The following is an 18,709-nucleotide window of genomic DNA, read 5'->3' as shown; positions in this document are numbered from 1 at the left end:
TCCCTCAGGCTTCTATTCGTTTTTCTTCAAACTTGCGATACAAAGTAGGCACAACCACCAACGTCAACAACGTAGAAGTAATCAGGCCGCCAATCACCACAATCGCCAATGGCCGCTGAATTTCAGAACCCGGCCCGGTAGCAAACAAGAACGGCACCAGGGCCAGCAAGGCAACAGTTGCCGTCATCATCACAGGGCGGAAACGCTGCGTACATCCTTTCACAATAGCCTCGCTCTGGCTCATTCCCTCATCCCGCAGGCTGCGGATATAAGAGACCAGTACGACACCATTCAACACAGCAATCCCCCACAATGCAATAAACCCAACCGAAGCCGGCACCGAGAGATATTCACCGGTCAGGAATAATGCGATGATACCGCCGATGGAGGCAAATGGCAGCACCATGATGATCATGGCGGCATAACGCACGGAGTTAAACAGCAGGAACAGCAGGAAGAAAATTGCTCCTATGGTTACCGGAATAATCACCATCAAGTGCCCCATGGCACGCTCCATATTCTGGAACTGGCCGCCAAACTCCAGGTAATAGCTTTCCGGCAGCTTCAATTGCTTGGTCAATACCTGCTGCAATTCGGCTACAAAACCGCCCAGGTCCCTATCCTTCACGTTAATGCCGACCACAACACGGCGCTTGGCCAGTTCCCGGCTGATCTGTGCCGGACCGTCTTTCACCTCTATCTTGGCCAGATCTTCCAGCGCTACCCGTGAGCCATTGGGTGAAGTAATGAGGATATTCTTGATAGCTGCGATATTGTCACGGAAACTCGCCGGGAAACGTACCGCAGCGCTGAATCTACGTTGCCCTTCATAGATTTCAGTCGCAATCTTGCCCCCAATAGCGGTTTCGATCACGTCATGCACATCAGAAGCATTGATGCCATGGCGTGCAATCGCATGCCTATCCACCGTGATGTTGAGGTACTGCTGGCCCGAGACTTTCTCTACCTTGATTTCCGTCGCCCCTGTCACGCCGCCTGCAATACGCGAGATTTCATCGGCCTTGGCCTTGAGCAGATCCATGTCCTCACCAAAAATCTTCACTGCCACATCAGCACGAACGCCTGTCAACAGCTCATCAACACGGTCAGAAATTGGCTGGGCCATGACGATCTGCACACCTGGCAAGGATTCCTCCAGCACGGTACGCATTTTTTCCGCGATATCATCCTGGGTCCAGCCTTCCGGCCACTCATCACGCGGCTTGAGGCTGATAATGGGCGTAGACTCGTTCTGGCTTTGTGGATCAGCCGGGCTTTCACCACGGCCAACACCGGATACCGCTGATTTGACACCCGGCACCTTCTCCATGATCAGGCGCATGGCGTCGTTTTCCATCTTGATAGATTCCTCAAGCGAAATATTCGGCACCCGGTTGATCCCCGGCACAATCGATCCTTCCTTCATTTCCGGAATAAAAGACGTTCCCAGGAAAGGTACCAAAAGTATGGTACCGATAAAGACCAGGGTAGCCGTAATGATCGTCAGCTTGTCGTGCTTGAGCGCCCAATTCAGCATGCGCAGGTAGGGACGCTTGATCGCCTGGATCAGGCGGGTATCTTCTCCGCTGCCCCCCTTGAGAATATAGGAGCACAGGACAGGTGATAAGGTGAGGGAGATGATCAGCGAAATAAACAGGGCAATGGCAATGGTCAACGCCAACGGAGCAAACATCTTGCCCTCCATCCCTTGCAGGGTCATCAAGGGCAGGAACACCAGGATAATGATGCCTACGCCAAACAGCACTGGGGTGCCAACCTCGGTAGCAGCCTCCAGCACCACCCTGATTTTGCTTTCGCCAGGCCGATGCCCCAAATGGTGGAAGGCATTTTCCACCACTACCACGGAGCCATCAACCATCAGGCCAATCGCAATGGCCAACCCGCCAAGCGACATCAGGTTGGCAGAAATGCCGTAATAGTTCATCGCCATGAAGGTAATCAGCGGTGTCAGGATCAATGTGGACACCACGATCAGGCTTGAGCGCACATCACCAAGGAACAGGAACAGGATGATGATCACGAGGATAATGCCTTCAATCAGCACCTTGGTCACGGTCTTCAGTGACGCATCCACCAGCTCGCTTCTATCATAATAGGGCACGATTTGCAGGCCGCTGGGCAACATGCCCTGCTCGTTGATTTCCTTGACGCGCGCCTTGACCCGGCTTACAACCTCTTTCGCATTCCCGCCACGCATCATAATGACAATACCGCCGACAGATTCGGTATAGCCATTCTTGACCACAGCGCCGACACGCACTTCATACCCTAGCTGCACCTCGGCGACATCCCGCATGTAAACAGGTACGCCACCTTGCTCCTTGAGCACGATATTACGGATATCTTCCAGATTCTGGATCAGGCCAACACCACGGATCAAATACTGTTCGGCATAGTGTGGCAGAACCCCGCCGCCGCTGTTTGCGTTGTTACGTGCCAATGCCATATAGACGTCATGCAACTTGAGGCCATAGTGATTCATCCTGTCAGGATTGACCAATGCCTGGTACTGCTTGACATACCCCCCCTGGGAATTGATTTCAGCAATGCCGGGGATACCTCGTAACAACGGGCGCACTACCCAGTCCTGAATGGAGCGACGCTCGGTCAATTCCTCCTGGGATAACTCCTTGTTACCATCGCTTGGTTTTTCCAGCGTGAATTGATACACCTCGCCCAAGCCGGTTGCCACGGGCCCAAGAATCGGCGTCACGCCTTCAGGCATGCGTTCCATCACTTCCATCAACCGCTCCATGACCAGTTGACGAGCAAAGTAGACATCGGTCTTGTCGGTAAATACCAGGGTAATCAACGACAGGCCGTTACGGTTCAGCGAACGCATTTCCTCCAGGCCGGGCAAACCTGTCATGGCAATTTCCAGGGGTACCGCAATAAACCGCTCAACCTCCTCCGGGGAACGCCCGGTGGCCTGTGTAGCAATCAGCACCTGCACATTGGTAACGTCCGGAAATGCATCAACAGACAGCTTCTTCACAGCAAACACCCCCGCGGCCATCAGGGCAATTGCCACGACGACCACTATGAGGCGCTGCTTGAGCGCAGCTCTAATCAGGGATTCAATCATGGCTATTCCAATTCCTTGCGCTTGCGTTCGTTATTCAAGTGGAAAGCGCCTTCCGCCACGATCTTCTCACCTTCATCCAGCCCAGCAGTCACGGCAACAAACTCCTGGTACTCCGTTCCCAGCTCTATCTCACGCATGCGGAATTTGTTAGGAGCAATCTCGACAAACACATGATCCTTGTCATTCTCGCGTACCACGGCACGGCGCGGCACGGCAATTTGCGCAATTGCCTTGGATTGCACCAGCATGGAAACCAGCATATCCGGCTTGATAGTGTGGTCGGTATTGACCAGGTCGGTACGCACCGTTACCGTGCGGGTCAATGGATTAACCACATCTCCTACAAAGATGAGCTTGCCGGTAAATTTGCGATTGCTCAGTGCAGGGATTTCAATATCTACATCCTCCCCTTCTTGCACCAGCTCTGCCTGCTGCTCAGGCACCTCTGCCACCGCCCAGACACGTGACAGGTCGGCCACGATAAACAACTCTTCGGCTGGTTGCACCACTTGCCCCAGATTGACCTTGCGACTGATCACCGTCCCGGCAAGGCGTGCATAGACACTGCTATAGGAGCGCATCTGCCCGGACTTGGCGATCTGAGCAATCGCCTGGTCAGACATGCCCAGTACATGCAATTGCTCCTTGGCGGTATAAAGATCTGCCTGGGCAGAGCTCAGTTCAGCTTCACGACGCTGCAGTTCTGCAGCGCCAATTACATCTGCCTCCAATAATTGGCGCGCGCGTTCAACCGCCTTGGTTTGTAATGCAATTTGCTGCCAGGCCTTGATGTAAAGCAACTGATTCTGTGCCAACTCAGTACTATTCAAGGTAGCCAGCACTTGCCCCTGTTTCACATCCTGGCCAAGCATTACATCAATATCAGTAATTCGCCCAGTCACCGATGCTCCAATACGCGCAACGCGCTGATCATCCACCTGGATGCTGCCGGGTACCCGCAATATCTCGCGAATATCGGATTTACCCACTGTTGCCAGCTTGACCTGCTCCTGCAACAGCTTGGACAACTCGACCACATTAGGGTCATTAGGCTGCTTTTCAGCCTCATCCGCATTTTCTGTCGCAGGCTTGCAGGCAGAAAGGAACAGCGCCAGCATCACACCGGACAATACAAATTTGAATGGGATTGCGGCAGGGGATTTTTTATTCAAAGAATTCAGGAACATTACGGCTTAACCTCCAAAAGTTCAGTACCGAGCAGGCGCTCAATTTCCAGCATGCTGCTGACATAATCAAATCGGGCGGCAAGGTAATCCTTGCGCACTGCGCGGAAAGTCCGCTGCGCATCCATATACTCCAAGATGCCGCGTTCACCGAAACGATAAGCCGCCTCCGCCACTTTCAATACCGACTCGGCCTGGCTGAGCAGGCCATTTTCAAATGCAGACAATTGCTGCTGTGCGATCAAATAACGCTGATAGGCTGCCTCCATGTCACGACGCAACGCCAGTTCCCGGTCACTCAACACTGCCTGACTCTGCCTGACATCAGCGGCTGCTGCTGCAATCGGGCCTTTACGCTGATCCCACAACGGCAACGGAATCGCCACGCCAAAACGCATCTGGGTCAAGTCAGGATCTTGCTCTATGCTTGCCTTGAGGGTGAGGCCCGGATTACGCAAGCGCTCCTCCAACCGAAGCCTGGCATCTGCAGTCTCCGTGGCTGCACGCGCCTGTGACAATTGGGGGCTTTGCACGACCTGCGCACGCAGGCTATCCAATGACGGCAAGCTGTCCGACAGGGGAAGTTCCCCTTCCAAATCGTACTCAACCGGGATGCTGGAACCTACCAATCCACGCAAATAGGCCTTGCCCTCTGACACTCGCACCAGAGCGGACTGGTAATCACGCTCTGCAGCCAAGGCCTCTGTATCCGCCTTGATCAATTCATACCTGGGCGACTCGCCCACATCCACCCGCAACTTCACGCGCTCGCGGATCTGCTGCAGCAGATTACGGTCACCCTCAACCAACTTGAGCACGGCCTGCCGCTGCAATACATCGTAAAATGCATTCTTGACGCGGGTCCTGAGCTCAATCCGGATCAACTCCGTCCCGGCATCAGCAACCTTGGTGCCGGATTCGGCCACCGCCAGCCTGGCATTACGTACACCAGGAAAATCCAGAGGCTGCGAAAGACCTACATTCCAGTTACGGTCCCCGCCCTGCCCACCTGGAGTACGGTAACGGCTCGGCCCCATGACCGCCTCGATTTGAGGGTTGCTATAAGTGCCAGCCGTAGTGATGGCAGCTTCAGCAGCCTCTTTCTGGGCAGCCGCAATGCCCACTGCGGGATTATTTTGCAAGGCCCCCTCTATGATGTCAGACAGCGTATAAGCCGCCATTGCTGGCTGTATGCAGCAAAAGGTCAGCATAAGAGGCAAAACTTGCTTGGTAAGTATGCGCAGCACAGCAGCTCCTGCCAATGCACTACCTTTGTGCCGATATGAATCTATTTTTATCTTCATGTCACTCTAACTGATTGATTGAACGCAATCCTACGTGCGCACTGGACTATCTGACATATCCAGTACTCGCAGGCAATTCGAGCCTGAATATCAATACTGTTAAGACTATAGACTATGCCTTCGGTGTTAAAACCAAAATACTAAAGAGCAAAGGTCGGGCCAAGCAATGAAGAATATCCAGACTACAAAAACCGGTAAACCTCCCGAGTCGTATTAACATCACTGCTCATGAAGTCGCATGGTAGCAGCATGCCTCGGCAACAGTTTCCGGACGCAATCAGGCTATAGGGGGGCGCGTGATCAGGAAGAGATCTGGCTGGTGATAGGTTGGCGCCAGAATGGCAGCCTTGAGGTCAAAAAAGAAGGCAGGACGTACAAGCGGCAAATGCAATACCAAGATTGGCTCGCTAGCCTCCCGGTCATTATCCATCTCGAAATGCGTGTCGTGCGAGAAAGAAACGCCGTCAAACTCCATGGCATATGCCTGCTCTGCTTGTTGCGCAAACAAACACAAACAGACAACTACACTGAGCAAGGCAAATAGCCGCTTGGCAAAAGACATGGGCACATTATAGCCACAAAGCTTACTGCTGGGCAAAACTATGCGCGCCTCCAGTTGGTTCCTTGAGGCGTATCTTCCAGCACCACTCCCTGCTCTGAAAGCAATTGCCGGATGCGATCCGCTTCGGGAAAATTTCTGGATTTTTTAGCCTCAAGCCGCTGGTCAATCAACTGCTCAATCCCTTCAGCAGATAATCCTGTGGTGACATCACCTTGGAAAAACTCCTCAGAACTCCGCTCCAGCAACCCAAGCTGGGCCGCCAGGGACTTAAGAATGACAGCCTGCTCAAGAGAACGGCTGCGATTGACCTCATTGGCCAGTTCAAACAATACGGCAAACGCTTCAGATGTATTGAAGTCATCATCCATGGCAGCTTTAAAGCGCGCCGCCGCAGATTGCTGCCAGTCTATGGTTGCGGGCTGCACATCCAAGCCGCGCAAGGAAGTGTAAAGCCTGGTCAATGCCTGCTTGGCGTCATCTAGGTGCTGATCGGAATAATTCAATGGACTACGGTAGTGCGCGCGCAGGATAAAGAATCGCACGACCTCAGCATCGTACTGCTCCAGCACCTGGCGTATCGTGAAAAAATTGCCGAGAGATTTGGACATCTTCTCGTCGTCTACCCGAATAAATCCGTTGTGCATCCAGTAGTTCACGAACGTACAGCCATGTGCGCCTTCACTCTGGGCAATTTCATTCTCGTGATGCGGAAACTGCAGGTCCTGGCCACCGCCATGAATATCGAAATGCTTTCCGAGATGCCGCTCTCCCATCGCAGAGCACTCAATATGCCACCCTGGGCGCCCCTGCCCCCAGGGCGAATCCCAGCTTGGCTCGTGAGGTTTGGCCGCTTTCCACAGCACAAAATCCATGGGATCGCGTTTATGCACATCCACCTCCACACGCTCGCCCGCCCGCAGATCCTCCAATGACTTGCCAGAAAGCCTGCCGTAATTGGCAAAACTGGACACCGAGTAATAAACGTCCCCGTTATCGGCCGCATATGCGTGCCCTTTGCTGATCAAGGCGCTGATCATATTGATCATCTCATCAATATAAGCTGTCGCCCGGGGTTCTACATCCGGCCGCAGTACGCCCAGCCTGGCAGCATCTTCATCCATCGCTGTAATAAACCGATGAGTCAATGCAGTGATGGTTTCGCCATTTTCATTGGCCCGCGCAATAATCTTGTCATCAATATCAGTAATATTGCGCACGTAAGTCACATCAAAGCCCGAAGTACGCAACCAGCGGTTCACCATATCGAACACCACCATGACACGCGCATGCCCCAGGTGGCAATAGTCATATACCGTCATTCCGCATACATACATGCTTACCTTGCCAGCAATGATAGGAACAAATTGCTGCTTCTCGCGAGCGATCGAGTTATAGATTTTCAGCATGATATTGTGTGGAAGTTGATCAGAAATTGAGTGGGACGAATGTAATGTAATGATATTGTGTAATCCAAGAGCCTTTAATTATCAATAAAAGTCGTGAATAGCCACTACGACACTGGAGCTTGGATTAGCTTGTTGATAAAATTGGCGCCTGAATAATTTGCCAAAAAGTATATCACAATGCCTGTATTCCGCGCTTTAAGCCATGGTCTGCTCATACTGATCCTATTAGTTGCAACCAGTGCACAGGCTGACGAACTCAAAGACATTGCCCAACTCGCCAATCAGGGGCAGGCTTCACAGGCATTGGAACGCATCAATACCTATCTTGCAGCAAAACCCAAGGACATTCAGGCCATTTTCCTGCGCGGCGTATTGCTTGCTGAAACCGGCAAGCGCGATGAAGCCATCAGGATATTCACCGAACTGACGGAAAAACACCCCACTCTGCCAGAACCCTACAACAACCTGGCTGTGCTTTATGCAGAAAAAGGGCAATACGACAAAGCACGAGCCGCCCTGGATGCTGCCATCAAAACCCATCCGAGCTACGCCACCGCCCATGAAAACCTAGGCGACATTTATGCGCGCATGGCCTCAGACGCCTACGGCAAGGCGTTACAGTTGGATACTGGCAATACCCGGGCTAAAAGCAAGTTATCCCTGATCAAGGATTTGTTCGCCGCACCCACCTCTCCGGCACAGCCCACCGCCAAGGTTGATATCCAAAAAGAAGTACAAATTGCAGCAGCGCCAACTTCACCTTTACCTGCGAAGGCTGAGGTCAAGCCTGCGCCATCCCAGCCTGCCCCCGAGGGAACCAAGGCGATGCCTGCCACATCAAGCGCCGACCAGGCCATCAAGGATGCGGTATATCAATGGGCCCAGGCATGGTCGTCACAGCACGTGGATCAATACCTGGCCAGCTATGCCAGCGACTTTAAAACACCCAATGGCGAGAGTCGCAAAGCATGGGAGGCCTTGCGCCGGGACCGCGTCAGCAAGCCATCCAAGATTGAGGTCAGCCTGAACAAGTTAGAAATCAGCGTTGAAAATGAAAATAACGCCAAGGTTCGCTTCATGCAATCTTATCGATCTGGCAGCCTGTCTCAACGCACATCAAAACTACTGGTGCTGACGAGGCAACAAGGCAAATGGCTCATCCAGCAAGAACTGACCAACCGCTAACTGCCAGGCCATGAAGAAACGCATCATCAAGTTAGTGATAAGTGGCCTGCTGCTAAGTAGCCACCTGCTGCCATGGCATGCCACCGCTGACAAAACCGGCGCCATGCCCTCCGGCATCACGGCCTTTAGCAGCAACCAAGCCGAACTCCTGTTGGTGCAGAGCCTGCTGGAGATCAATGACGGCAAGCTGCAGCAAGCCCTGTCCACAATAGACCAGCTATTGCAGGCGGTGCCCAACTTCCGCCTTGCTCATCTGGTTCGTGGTGACCTGCTAATGGCCTTTGCCCAGCAATCGCCAAAACTGGATACCACCAGCGATCCGGCCCTGGTTGATTTCCGTGAGGAGGCCAAGGTCAGAATTGAGCGCCATCGCGCCAGCAACTATGCCGACAGGATTCCTGAACCCCTTTGGCAAATGGCACCTAATCAGCGTTATGCGATCGTAGTGGATGCAGCAAAATCGCGATTGTATGTCTATCAGAACCGTGACAATCAAATGCAATACCTGGTGGATTACTACATCACCATGGGTAAGAACGGCAATGAGAAGTTTGTCGAGGGGGATAAGCGTACTCCGCTAGGGGTATATACCGCCGGACAGAAAATGGCGCGAAAGCTCCCCGACTTTTATGGGGATGCAGCCTATCCACTCAACTACCCCAACCCCCTGGATCGCCAGCAAGGCAAGAAAGGTCATGGCATCTGGCTGCATGGCACGCCTAAAAACGTCTACAGCCGCCCTCCCAGGGCCAGTGATGGCTGCGTGGTGATTTCCAACCCTGACCTGCAAGCACTGGTTCCAGTATTACAGGATGGCAATACTCCATTTATCATCGCCAATGATTTGGCCTGGATAACCCCGGACAAGGCTTCCACTGCAAAATTGAACACACTGAAGGAGCAGATTGAAGAATGGCGCAAGGATTGGGAGTCACAAGACACCGAGCGTTACCTGAGCCACTATCACAACAATTTTTTCAGTGCGGATGCCGACCTGCAACGTTGGAGCACTGAAAAACGCCGCATTCAGTCTGCACGGTCAAAAGTCAACATCGGCCTATCCAACCTGAGCCTGTTCCGTTATCCTAGTAGCCCTGAAACAATGGTTCAGGTTACCTTTGATCAGGATTACAAAAGCAATGTCCTTGAAAACCGCATGCGGAAACAGCAGTACTGGATCTGGGACAAACAACGCTGGAAAATTATGTACGAGGGCCCTGCATGATAATAGGCCAGTTTTTGGAGGATTCCCAAATGCACATCATTAAACGTGGATTTTTATTGCCACTACTGTTTTTATCACTTGTATTGTCTCCCATGGTGGCTCAGGCGGCAGATAATTTGCCGCAACAAATTGAGATTCAGACCAATCAGGGCAGCTTCATCATCGAGCTTTACCCCGATAAAGCTCCCAAGACCGTTGCCAACTTCATCCAGTATGTCACCAGTGACTTTTACACAGGCACCACATTCCACCGCACCCTTGATCGCTTCATGATCCAGGGCGGTGGACTGACAGCAGAAATGCGGGAGAAATCCACATTCTCACCGATTGAGAATGAGTCGAATAACGGCCTCAAGAATGAATATGGCTCCATTGCCATGGCGCGTGCATTTGCGCCAAATTCAGCCACCTCACAATTCTTTATTAACCTGGCAGACAATAAATTCCTCAACTTCCACAAACCGGAAGCGGCCTATATCGGCTATTGCGTTTTTGGCAAAGTCATCAAGGGCATAAACGTTGTGGAACGCATAGGCAAGAGCCCCACCAAGGTGGTAGGAGCACACCTGAATGTCCCTGTAGAGCCGGTCGTCATTGAAAGCGTGGCGTTGCTTGACCAGCCAATCAATATTGCCGATCGCCTGGATTACAAGAAAAACAAGATCGCACAAACCGAGACAACCAAAACCAAAGGAAAGAAACCTTGATTAAACTTCACACCAATTTCGGCGAAATCACTCTGGAACTGGATGCCGAAAAGGCTCCCATCACTGCGGCCAACTTCCTGCAATACGTGCAGGAAGGCTTTTACGACAACACCATCTTCCATCGTGTGATTGATGGTTTCATGATCCAGGGCGGTGGCTTTACCAGCGACATGTCGCAAAAACCCACCAACCCAGCGATCAAGAACGAAGCCGATAATGGTCTGCAAAACAAAACCTATACCATCGCCATGGCCCGTACACCGGCGCCTGACTCTGCCAGCAGCCAGTTCTTCATCAATGTTGCCGACAATGACTTCCTGAATTTTACTGCGCCTACTTCACAAGGCTGGGGTTATGCGGTATTCGGCAAGGTAGTGGATGGTACCGAAGTCATCGACAAGATCAAGAAGGTCAAAACCGGCAGCAAGAACGGGCACCAGGATGTCCCACTAGAACCTGTTGTCATTGAACGCGCAGAAGTCGTTTAAGTTTCACGCATGGTTGCAGGTATCGGAAATACGCAAGCACACTCCCTGTTCATTTCCGACCTGCATCTATGTAGTTCAAGACCGGCTATCACTGCCCAATTCCTCGAGTTTCTCCAGCATATAGCCTCACAGGCGGAAGCGCTCTACATACTGGGCGACTTTTTCGAATACTGGGCTGGCGATGATGACCTGGCCCAGCATCAAACCATTATCAGGGCATTGCACACCCTTGTTGATAAGGGCACCCATACATTTTTTATGCATGGCAACCGCGACTTCCTGATTGGCAATGATTTTGCCAAGGCCGCTGGCATCACATTGCTTGAAGACCCCACATTGTTAGAAATATACGGCAAGCGGATACTACTCAGCCATGGCGATGCCTTGTGCACCGATGACGTTGCCTACCAGGCGTTTCGCCAGCAGGTACGCAACCACGACTGGCAACAGGCATTTCTGCAGCAAACGCTTGCCTCGCGTAAAGCGCAAATTGAAGCTTTGCGCAAACGCAGCGAAGAAGAAAAATCCGGCAAGCAGGAAAACATTATGGATGTGAACCAGGATGCAGTACATGCCCTCATCCGCCAGTTTGAATATCCCCAGGTGTTGATCCATGGACATACGCACAGGCCTGCATTGCACAAACTGGTAGTCGATGGCCATGAAGTTGAGCGCTGGGTGCTGGGTGACTGGTATGACCAGGGCAGTTGCTTGCGCCTGGATCATTCCGGATTGAGCAACCAGCTTCTATAAGCTCAAGCCAACCACTTGGCATACGGTATAGCTAGACTTGGGATAAGCCATAGCCAGGAATTGTCGCCTCATCGACCTCATCAATCTGGTCAGGCTGCAGATACTGTTTCGCATATCGCAAATAGACTTTCTCACGGATGAACACATCAAACAGATCTGGATCAACATGATGATCCAGCTTCATGTTGCCAAGTATGTGCAAGGCCTCGGACAAGGTCTTGGCTTTCTTGTAAGGCCTGTCGCCTGAGGTCAATGCCTCAAAAATATCGGCAATAGTCATCACTCGCGCCGGAATAGACATTTGCTCCCCTGTCAGGCCTCGCGGATAGCCTTTGCCGTCCATACGCTCATGATGCCCGCCGGCATACTCCGGAACACGCCTTAAATCGGGCGGATAGGGCAGAGACTCCAGCATTTCTATGGTCACCACGATATGGTGATTGATGATTGACCGTTCCTCATCAGTCAGCGTGCCTCGCTCTATGGTCAAGTTGTAAACCTCATCTTCGCTCAGGAATGAGGTCGGCTGTCCATTAGCATCCTCAAGTACATATTTCGCAATTTGACGAACCCGCTCTTGATCGTGCACGGGCATCAGTTCGCTGCCTATATTGGCATACCGCAGAAAAACACGGTCTTCTTCCAATTGCCGCATCAGGGCGGAAAACGCGCTTTCCAACTTAGGCTGATCGACCTCGTGCCCTTGCTGCAGAGAGGTCAACTGGTCTTTCAGGAGCCTGCATTCCGCCTGTTTTTTCAATAACTCGAAGCGCTGCTCGATCAACTCGATACGATCAAAAATCTTTGATAATTTGGTCGGCTTGTCCATGATCGCCTCTGGTGTCGTGACCTTGCCGCAGTCATGCATCCATGCTGCAATTCTGAGCTCATCCACCTCCTTGCTGCTCATGCTGAATTCGCGGAGCGGGCCAAAATTGGTCCGGCTTGCCGCTTCAGCCAACATCATGGTCAGTTCCGGCACCCTTCTGCAATGCCCTCCTGTATAAGGAGACTTGGCATCAATCGCGCCTGCAATCAATTGGATAAAAGCCTCAAACAAGCTTTTCAGCCCGGTTATCAACTGCTGATTGGTCAATGCAACTGCCGCTTGCGATGCCAGCGATTCCACCAGCCGCTGGCTGGCAAGGGAAAATGGCATAATTTCACCAGTATCAGGATGCTGCGCATTGATCAGCTGCAATATGCCGATAATCTCATTTTCATGATTTTTCATGGGAACAGTGAGAAATGAACGCGAACGATAGCCTGTAGATTTATCAAATTCGCGAGTTCCGGAAAAATCGAACCCATCAGCCGCGTAAGCATCCTCAATATTGACAGTGCAATCATTGAGGCTGCTGTAGGCAGCCACCATATGATGATTAGGACTTCCATCGGCAAGATAAAGCGGCAATGGGGGAAATGGGATTTCAATGCCAGTCGTACCGCCCATGGCAATATTGAGCGATTGGGTACGCATGATTTCAAAGCGCAGCTGCTGGTCCTCGGTCACCGTGTACAATGTACCGCCATCCGCATTGGTCATCTGCTTGGCGCTGACCACGATCATTTCGAGCAGGCGCTTGTGATCATGCTCAGAGGAAAGGGCAATGCCGATCACATTAAGTTGTTCTAACTGCTGCAGAAGAATGCTCTGATCCGTCATGCCCACCCCTTGAGGTAATCATTAGAAAATCTACAGGGTCAATGAAAACTCCATCTTCACCCCTGCCAGCTCTATAATATCTCCATGTCCCAATGCATGAGCCTGAACCCCTACGGCATTGCCATTGAGCACTGGACGCCCTTCGCCTTCCACATGGGCAAGAAAGTAGCCTTGAGGGCGCCTGGTGATGACGGCCACCTGCACGCCACTTTTGCCCAGCGTGGTCAATGTCTTGTGTATCACCAACTCCTTACCGGCACTCGCCCCGCTCAATACTTGTATCTTTGCAGCAATGGGCATGCTTGCTGGTTCAGGCGCCGGGGTTGACTCTGATGCCTGAGACTGATGCGCCTGATTATCCAGAGGTGTGAGAGCATGTTCAGCCTGCTCGGTTGGCAAGGCGGCAACCGTAGCCATCGTCCTGACTTCCTTCATCAATGGCATCACCATGATGGTTCTTTCAAAACCGCGGCTGGCAGCAATATCTTCTTCACGATATTCAATCTGGTGACGGCCAAGTCCTATTACATCCCCATCCTGCAGCAAATGCCTGTTGATCGCCTTACCATTAACCAGCGTACCATTGGTACTATTAGCATCTTCAATATACGATTCACCATCAGTGGTGCTAACAACGGCATGTTCACCACTGATTGCCAGATTTTCGAGGCGGATGTCGCTGTTAGGGCGCCGGCCTATCGTCAAGCGTCCCTGATCCAATGGAAACTCGGCAAGAAAATCGCCTTCCAGCGTCAGTACCAGTTTTGCCATAGATCCTACCTGCTTAAAAACCTCGAACAAGAACCACGATGTCCAGGTAGTTTAAAAACGGCTGCCATACACAGCCAGATGCGATATTTCATAAAAAAACCGATATTGTTATTTGTGGCTCATTACACGGAATATGACGAATCTTTGTCGATATTACAAGCAGTTACTGACAAAAAAATAGCCAGCACATAGCTGGCTATTCATCGCTCTGAACAATGACGAACTACCTCTTATTCCGCTGAAACTCATCCGGACGAGCCTCAGCCGCAATCTTGTCCAGCACCCCGTTCACATATTTGTGTCCATCAGTGCCGCCATAAAGCTTGGCCAGCTCCACCCCTTCATTGATCGCAACGCGATAAGGAATGGTGACGTCATAAATCAACTCATACGCTGCAATACAGAGAATAGCATGCTCGATCGGACTTAATTCTGATACCTGGCGGTCCAGTGAGCCCACCAGTCGCGCATCCAGCTCGCCCATATTGGAAGCTACGCCTTCCAGCAACTGACGGAAATACTCGTCATCCGCCTTGTCAAAATCAGGGTCATCTGCCAATTCACGCATGATGACACGCACTTCCTTCTGGTTCATCAGGCCGAGGTAAATTCCCTTGAGCACCAGCTCACGTGATTTCCGGCGACTGCGCGCCGCCTTCACTGGTTTCACCCGCCCAGCAGTCTCAGGCTGGTTCTTATCAATATCGCTCATAGCTGCTTCAGTAAGTTGATCATCTCGACTACCACATCAGCAGCTTCTGCACCCTTCACTGCCATGCGCTCTTCAGCCTGCTCATCATTTTCCGTGGTCAGGATGGCATTCGCCACAGGGATGCCAGTGCTCAGTTGTACATCAGAAATACCACGGGCGGACTCGTTGGAAACCACTTCAAAATGATAGGTCTCACCACGAATAATCGCACCCAGAGCCACCAGCCCATCAAATTGCTCGCTATCTGCCATTTGCAGCAGAATGGCAGGGGTTTCCAGCGCACCAGGTACAGTAGCGAGGGTAATATCCTCATCTGCCACACCAAGCTTGTGCAATTGTGCAACGCAGGCCTGCAGAAGGCCTTCGCCGATATTACTGTTGAAGCGCGACAGCACAATCCCTATACGCAAATCCTTGCCGTTCAAATCTACTGCTATTTTCTTCATGGTCTCGTTCCATCCGGTACGCGGCACCTGCCGCGTCATTGAAAATGACTCAGGGCCTTCCCTGATTAATCAAGGTATTTTACCACGTAGCGACTTCATGCATGTGCCGAGATTTCGGCATAACGAAAACAATCAATGGTGTGATCATTGACCATACCGGTTGCCTGCATGAATGCATAACAGATCGTGGATCCAACGAACTTGAATCCACGCTTGGCGAGCGCTTTGGACATCTGGTCGGACACTGCCGTCCTTGCTGGCACCTGGGAAACATCTGCCCATGTATTGTGCATGGGCTTTCCATCAACAAAACTCCAGAGATAGTGGCCTAGGCTTCCATACTGTGCCTGTATTTCCAGGGCAATACGGGCATTGCCAATTGCTGAAGCAACCTTGAGCCGGTTGCGCACAATGCCTGCATCTGCAAGCAGAGCATCCACCGTGGCCTGGTCGTAAGCCGCCACCTTGGCTATCTCAAAATCATCAAACACCTTGCGGTAATGTTCCCGCTTTTTCAGGATTGTGCTCCAGCTCAGTCCTGCCTGGGCTCCTTCCAGAGTGAGAAATTCAAACAAGGTGCGGTCATCATGCACGGGCACGCCCCACTCGTGATCATGGTAAACAATATCAAGCGGAGCCTTGGCCCATAAACAGCGTGGACGAGAGTGATCACTCACATCAATACCTCAAAGAACTCAATGGAACAGGATAAAGGCCTTCTGCAAGGTATTCCATATGCCATAGCTAATGGGAATACCAACCGCCACCCAGACCACGGTCGTCAGGAAGGCACTACTTTTGTGAGCGCCTTCCTGACTGGCAGCAGAGAGTGATTTCTCATGCGATATTCTCTTTTCAGCCTCAAGTTCAGCTGATGTCATGTAGTGTTTCTCCGCCACTGGCCGCACCAGCAAATTGCACACTAGGCCGATCAATAATAAAGCGGCCAGCACATACATGATTACGTTGTAAGCATGATCCGCAGGAACGCCGTGGTCCAGCTGGTAGTCGCGCAGGTAATTCACAGTAACCGGCCCCAAGACGCCCGCCGTAGCCCAGGCTGTCAGTAACCGGCCGTGGATAGCGCCCACGTGCTGGGTGCCAAAGATATCGGCAAGGTATGCGGGAATGGTGGAAAAGCCGCCGCCATACATGGTGAGGATAATGCAGAACAATCCTGCAAACAGGGCCACGCTGCCTATGCTTCCAGCCCATGGCGAGAGGATATAAAGCACGAAACCCAGCGCAAAAAAGATGATATACGTCAGCTTGCGGCCAAGAAAGTCCGAACATGAAGCCCAGCCTATACGGCCCAGAATATTGAAGAAAGACAGCAACCCTGCAAAACCAGCCCCTATGGCAGCCACCTGCAGTTTTTGATCCGGGCCCAAGTCAACCAGCTTGATGCCCTCTCCAATCAGCAGGCCGCCAAACACTTCCTGCAACATTGGCGAAGCCATGCCAATCACGCCAATGCCAGCACTGACGTTGAGGCAGAGTACACTCCAAAGCAGCCAGAACTGAGGGGTCTTGTGCGCTTCATTGACATGTACATGACGTGAAGTGATCATCGCCTTGCCATTATTGGCAGGGGGATTCCAGCCTTCAGGCTTCCAGCCGTTGGCAGGCACACGATATCCGAGCGAACCTATCATCATGGCGATGAAATACAACACCCCCATGGTAGCAAAGGTTTCCCAGACACCAATCGATACCGGCGTTGCAAAATAATTCATCAAGGTATTGGCCAGCGGGGCGCCTATCATGGCACCGCCGCCAAACCCCATGATCGCCATGCCTGTCGCCATGCCCCTGCGGTCAGGAAACCATTTGATCAGGGTTGAAACCGGAGAGATATACCCCAACCCCAAACCAATCCCCCCGATCACCCCCGAACCCAGCCACATCAGCCAGAGCTGGTGTGTATAGACCCCTATGGCCGAAATCAATAACCCGCCACCCCAACACAATGCTGCCACTGCTCCTGCCTTGCGTGGCCCGGCATGCTCCAGCCAGTGACCGAATACTGCCGCTGAGGAACCGAGAAAAACAAAAAACAGGGTATACATCCATCCCAGATCACTGACCTTCCAGTCACAACTGGTTGTAATGGCGCGCATCCAGAAACTGATGTCTTCGCCGCAAACAAGCGGCTCCGTAATACCAAGTGCTTTGGACAATGGCAACCAGAACACGCTGAAACCATAAGCCATGCCAATGGATAAATGCACTGCAAGTGCCGCTGGCGGCACCAGCCAGCGGTTATACCCAGGCGCAGCTGTAATGCGCTCCTTTGAAAAAAAACCAGACATCAGACTCCCCTCAATCCAATAAAAAATCAGCTGCCATTTATCGCCGCTGCCGAGATAGAAACAATTTGTTACAAATACTCATATAAATCGGGGAAAACTGCAATCCTAAAGTCTATTTAATCTTGTTCATCAATCTGTCATATTAGCGTCATATATTGCTCGTCATTCAACCACCCAAGGAAACCTCGAAATGCCAGCCAATATACTGGTAGTAGAAGACGAACCGGCAATCCAGGAACTGCTCGCCCTGAACCTTACCCAGGCGGGGCACAACCCAGTACGCGCATTAAGCGTGGAGCAGGCGCAAATGCTGATCCGCGAGACTCTGCCCGACCTGATCCTGCTCGACTGGATGCTGCCAGGCATGAGCGGCATTGAATTTGCCCGCAAGCTGAAAGGTGATGACCTGACAAAGTCCATCCCCATCATCATGCTCACTGCACGTGGCGAAGAGGCCGACAAGGTACGTGGACTGGAAGTGGGAGCAGATGATTACGTGACCAAACCATTCAGCCCGCGTGAACTGAATGCCAGGATAAAGGCGGTATTGCGTCGCCGCGCGCCGCAAATGACGGATGACCCCATTGAAGCTGGCGGTCTCAGGCTGGACCCGATGACACACAGAGTTTCCGGCAATGGCAAGACCCTGGAGCTGGGGCCAACAGAATTCCGTTTGCTGCATTACTTGATGTCCAATCCGGAACGCGTGCACTCACGCACCCAAGTACTGGATCGAGTATGGGGGGATCGTGTGTTTGTGGAAGACAGGACAGTGGATGTGCACATCCGCCGCCTGCGCCGCGCACTCTCGGAATCGGGCCATGAAGAATTTATCCAGACTGTGCGCGGTGTTGGCTACCGTTTCTCTGCTCAGTAGATCAT

Annotated in this window: 17 protein-coding genes; 6 read left to right on the top strand and 11 right to left on the bottom strand. The window is 52.0% G+C overall.

Going from position 1 to position 18,709, the window contains the following annotated elements:
* Positions 1-4: 4 nt before the first annotated feature.
* The 5 genes from LG200_RS01070 to cysS form a co-directional block, all read right to left on the bottom strand.
* A complete protein-coding gene (locus tag LG200_RS01070; RefSeq protein WP_226755755.1) occupies positions 5-3,106 on the bottom strand; it encodes an efflux RND transporter permease subunit in 3,102 nt (1,033 codons plus the stop codon).
* 2 nt (positions 3,107-3,108) lie between these two features.
* Positions 3,109-4,293: an efflux RND transporter periplasmic adaptor subunit gene (locus LG200_RS01065; protein WP_226755754.1), complete on the bottom strand. Its 1,185-nt coding sequence runs from the start codon at positions 4,291-4,293 to the stop codon at positions 3,109-3,111.
* Positions 4,293-5,594, bottom strand: a complete 1,302-nt coding sequence (locus LG200_RS01060; RefSeq protein WP_226755753.1) for a TolC family protein — start codon at positions 5,592-5,594, stop codon at positions 4,293-4,295. The genes LG200_RS01065 and LG200_RS01060 overlap by 1 nt, the downstream gene beginning before the upstream one ends.
* 277 nt (positions 5,595-5,871) lie before the next feature.
* Positions 5,872-6,156, bottom strand: a complete 285-nt coding sequence (locus LG200_RS01055) for a hypothetical protein (RefSeq protein ID WP_226755752.1) — start codon at positions 6,154-6,156, stop codon at positions 5,872-5,874.
* A gap of 38 nt (positions 6,157-6,194) precedes the next feature.
* A complete protein-coding gene (gene cysS, locus LG200_RS01050) occupies positions 6,195-7,562 on the bottom strand; it encodes a cysteine--tRNA ligase (protein ID WP_226755751.1) in 1,368 nt (455 codons plus the stop codon).
* A gap of 177 nt (positions 7,563-7,739) precedes the next feature.
* On the opposite strand from cysS, the gene LG200_RS01045 reads away from it, so the two are divergent.
* The 5 genes from LG200_RS01045 to LG200_RS01025 are packed head-to-tail and all read left to right on the top strand — an operon-like array spanning position 7,740 to position 11,920.
* Complete coding sequence (locus LG200_RS01045) at positions 7,740-8,747, top strand: nuclear transport factor 2 family protein (protein ID WP_226755750.1); 1,008 nt, start codon at positions 7,740-7,742, stop codon at positions 8,745-8,747.
* 10 nt (positions 8,748-8,757) lie between these two features.
* Positions 8,758-9,972, top strand: coding sequence for a L,D-transpeptidase family protein (locus LG200_RS01040; protein ID WP_226755749.1), 1,215 nt, complete (start codon positions 8,758-8,760; stop codon positions 9,970-9,972).
* 29 nt (positions 9,973-10,001) lie between these two features.
* Entirely contained in the window at positions 10,002-10,679 is a 678-nt protein-coding gene (locus LG200_RS01035) for a peptidylprolyl isomerase (RefSeq protein WP_226755748.1), read from the top strand.
* Complete coding sequence (locus LG200_RS01030) at positions 10,676-11,167, top strand: peptidylprolyl isomerase (protein WP_226755747.1); 492 nt, start codon at positions 10,676-10,678, stop codon at positions 11,165-11,167. The genes LG200_RS01035 and LG200_RS01030 overlap by 4 nt, the downstream gene beginning before the upstream one ends.
* A 9-nt stretch (positions 11,168-11,176) precedes the next feature.
* Positions 11,177-11,920, top strand: coding sequence for a UDP-2,3-diacylglucosamine diphosphatase (locus LG200_RS01025; RefSeq protein WP_226755746.1), 744 nt, complete (start codon positions 11,177-11,179; stop codon positions 11,918-11,920).
* Positions 11,921-11,951: 31 nt separating this feature from the next.
* Here the strand turns inward: LG200_RS01025 and LG200_RS01020 are convergent, their stop codons facing one another.
* From LG200_RS01020 to LG200_RS00995, 6 genes are all read right to left on the bottom strand, one after another.
* Complete coding sequence (locus LG200_RS01020; protein ID WP_226755745.1) at positions 11,952-13,586, bottom strand: HD family phosphohydrolase; 1,635 nt, start codon at positions 13,584-13,586, stop codon at positions 11,952-11,954.
* A 30-nt stretch (positions 13,587-13,616) separates the two neighbouring features.
* Positions 13,617-14,357: an FHA domain-containing protein gene (locus LG200_RS01015; RefSeq protein WP_226755744.1), complete on the bottom strand. Its 741-nt coding sequence runs from the start codon at positions 14,355-14,357 to the stop codon at positions 13,617-13,619.
* A gap of 223 nt (positions 14,358-14,580) precedes the next feature.
* Positions 14,581-15,069 carry a transcription antitermination factor NusB gene (gene nusB, locus LG200_RS01010; RefSeq protein ID WP_226755743.1) on the bottom strand — a complete coding sequence of 163 codons (489 nt, stop codon included), beginning with the start codon at positions 15,067-15,069 and terminating at the stop codon, positions 14,581-14,583.
* A complete protein-coding gene (gene ribH, locus LG200_RS01005; RefSeq protein ID WP_226755742.1) occupies positions 15,066-15,515 on the bottom strand; it encodes a 6,7-dimethyl-8-ribityllumazine synthase in 450 nt (149 codons plus the stop codon). The genes nusB and ribH overlap by 4 nt, the downstream gene beginning before the upstream one ends.
* Positions 15,516-15,610: 95 nt before the next feature.
* The gene (locus LG200_RS01000; protein WP_226755741.1) at positions 15,611-16,192 is read right to left on the bottom strand and encodes a DNA-3-methyladenine glycosylase I; all 582 of its coding nucleotides are present in this window, start codon (positions 16,190-16,192) and stop codon (positions 15,611-15,613) included.
* Between the two features lie 18 nt (positions 16,193-16,210).
* On the bottom strand, positions 16,211-17,827 hold the full coding sequence (locus LG200_RS00995; protein ID WP_226755740.1) for an OFA family MFS transporter: 1,617 nt from the start codon (positions 17,825-17,827) through the stop codon (positions 16,211-16,213).
* 190 nt (positions 17,828-18,017) lie between these two features.
* Here LG200_RS00995 and phoB point away from each other — a divergent pair, with 190 nt between their 5' ends.
* Positions 18,018-18,704, top strand: a complete 687-nt coding sequence (gene phoB / locus LG200_RS00990) for a phosphate regulon transcriptional regulator PhoB (protein WP_226755739.1) — start codon at positions 18,018-18,020, stop codon at positions 18,702-18,704.
* The last annotated feature ends 5 nt before the right edge of the window (positions 18,705-18,709 follow it).

Origin of the sequence: Methylobacillus caricis (assembly GCF_020532705.1) — a bacterium.
Lineage (GTDB): Bacteria > Pseudomonadota > Gammaproteobacteria > Burkholderiales > Methylophilaceae > Methylobacillus > Methylobacillus caricis.
This window is presented reverse-complemented; position numbering and strand designations above follow the sequence as displayed.

Bases quoted from the DNA above. Each gene is read 5' to 3' on its own strand.
- cysS (WP_226755751.1), bottom strand. From the start codon at position 7,562: ATGCTGAAAATCTATAACTCGATCGCTCGCGAGAAGCAGCAATTTGTT.
- LG200_RS01060 (WP_226755753.1), bottom strand. From the start codon at position 5,594: ATGAAGATAAAAATAGATTCATATCGGCACAAAGGTAGTGCATTGGCA.
- LG200_RS01040 (WP_226755749.1), top strand. From the start codon at position 8,758: ATGAAGAAACGCATCATCAAGTTAGTGATAAGTGGCCTGCTGCTAAGT.
- LG200_RS00995 (WP_226755740.1), bottom strand. From the start codon at position 17,827: ATGTCTGGTTTTTTTTCAAAGGAGCGCATTACAGCTGCGCCTGGGTAT.
- LG200_RS01025 (WP_226755746.1), top strand. From the start codon at position 11,177: ATGGTTGCAGGTATCGGAAATACGCAAGCACACTCCCTGTTCATTTCC.
- phoB (WP_226755739.1), top strand. From the start codon at position 18,018: ATGCCAGCCAATATACTGGTAGTAGAAGACGAACCGGCAATCCAGGAA.
- LG200_RS01015 (WP_226755744.1), bottom strand. From the start codon at position 14,357: ATGGCAAAACTGGTACTGACGCTGGAAGGCGATTTTCTTGCCGAGTTT.
- LG200_RS01070 (WP_226755755.1), bottom strand. From the start codon at position 3,106: ATGATTGAATCCCTGATTAGAGCTGCGCTCAAGCAGCGCCTCATAGTG.
- nusB (WP_226755743.1), bottom strand. From the start codon at position 15,069: ATGAGCGATATTGATAAGAACCAGCCTGAGACTGCTGGGCGGGTGAAA.
- LG200_RS01045 (WP_226755750.1), top strand. From the start codon at position 7,740: ATGCCTGTATTCCGCGCTTTAAGCCATGGTCTGCTCATACTGATCCTA.
- LG200_RS01065 (WP_226755754.1), bottom strand. From the start codon at position 4,293: ATGTTCCTGAATTCTTTGAATAAAAAATCCCCTGCCGCAATCCCATTC.
- LG200_RS01035 (WP_226755748.1), top strand. From the start codon at position 10,002: ATGCACATCATTAAACGTGGATTTTTATTGCCACTACTGTTTTTATCA.
- LG200_RS01055 (WP_226755752.1), bottom strand. From the start codon at position 6,156: ATGTCTTTTGCCAAGCGGCTATTTGCCTTGCTCAGTGTAGTTGTCTGT.
- ribH (WP_226755742.1), bottom strand. From the start codon at position 15,515: ATGAAGAAAATAGCAGTAGATTTGAACGGCAAGGATTTGCGTATAGGG.
- LG200_RS01020 (WP_226755745.1), bottom strand. From the start codon at position 13,586: ATGACGGATCAGAGCATTCTTCTGCAGCAGTTAGAACAACTTAATGTG.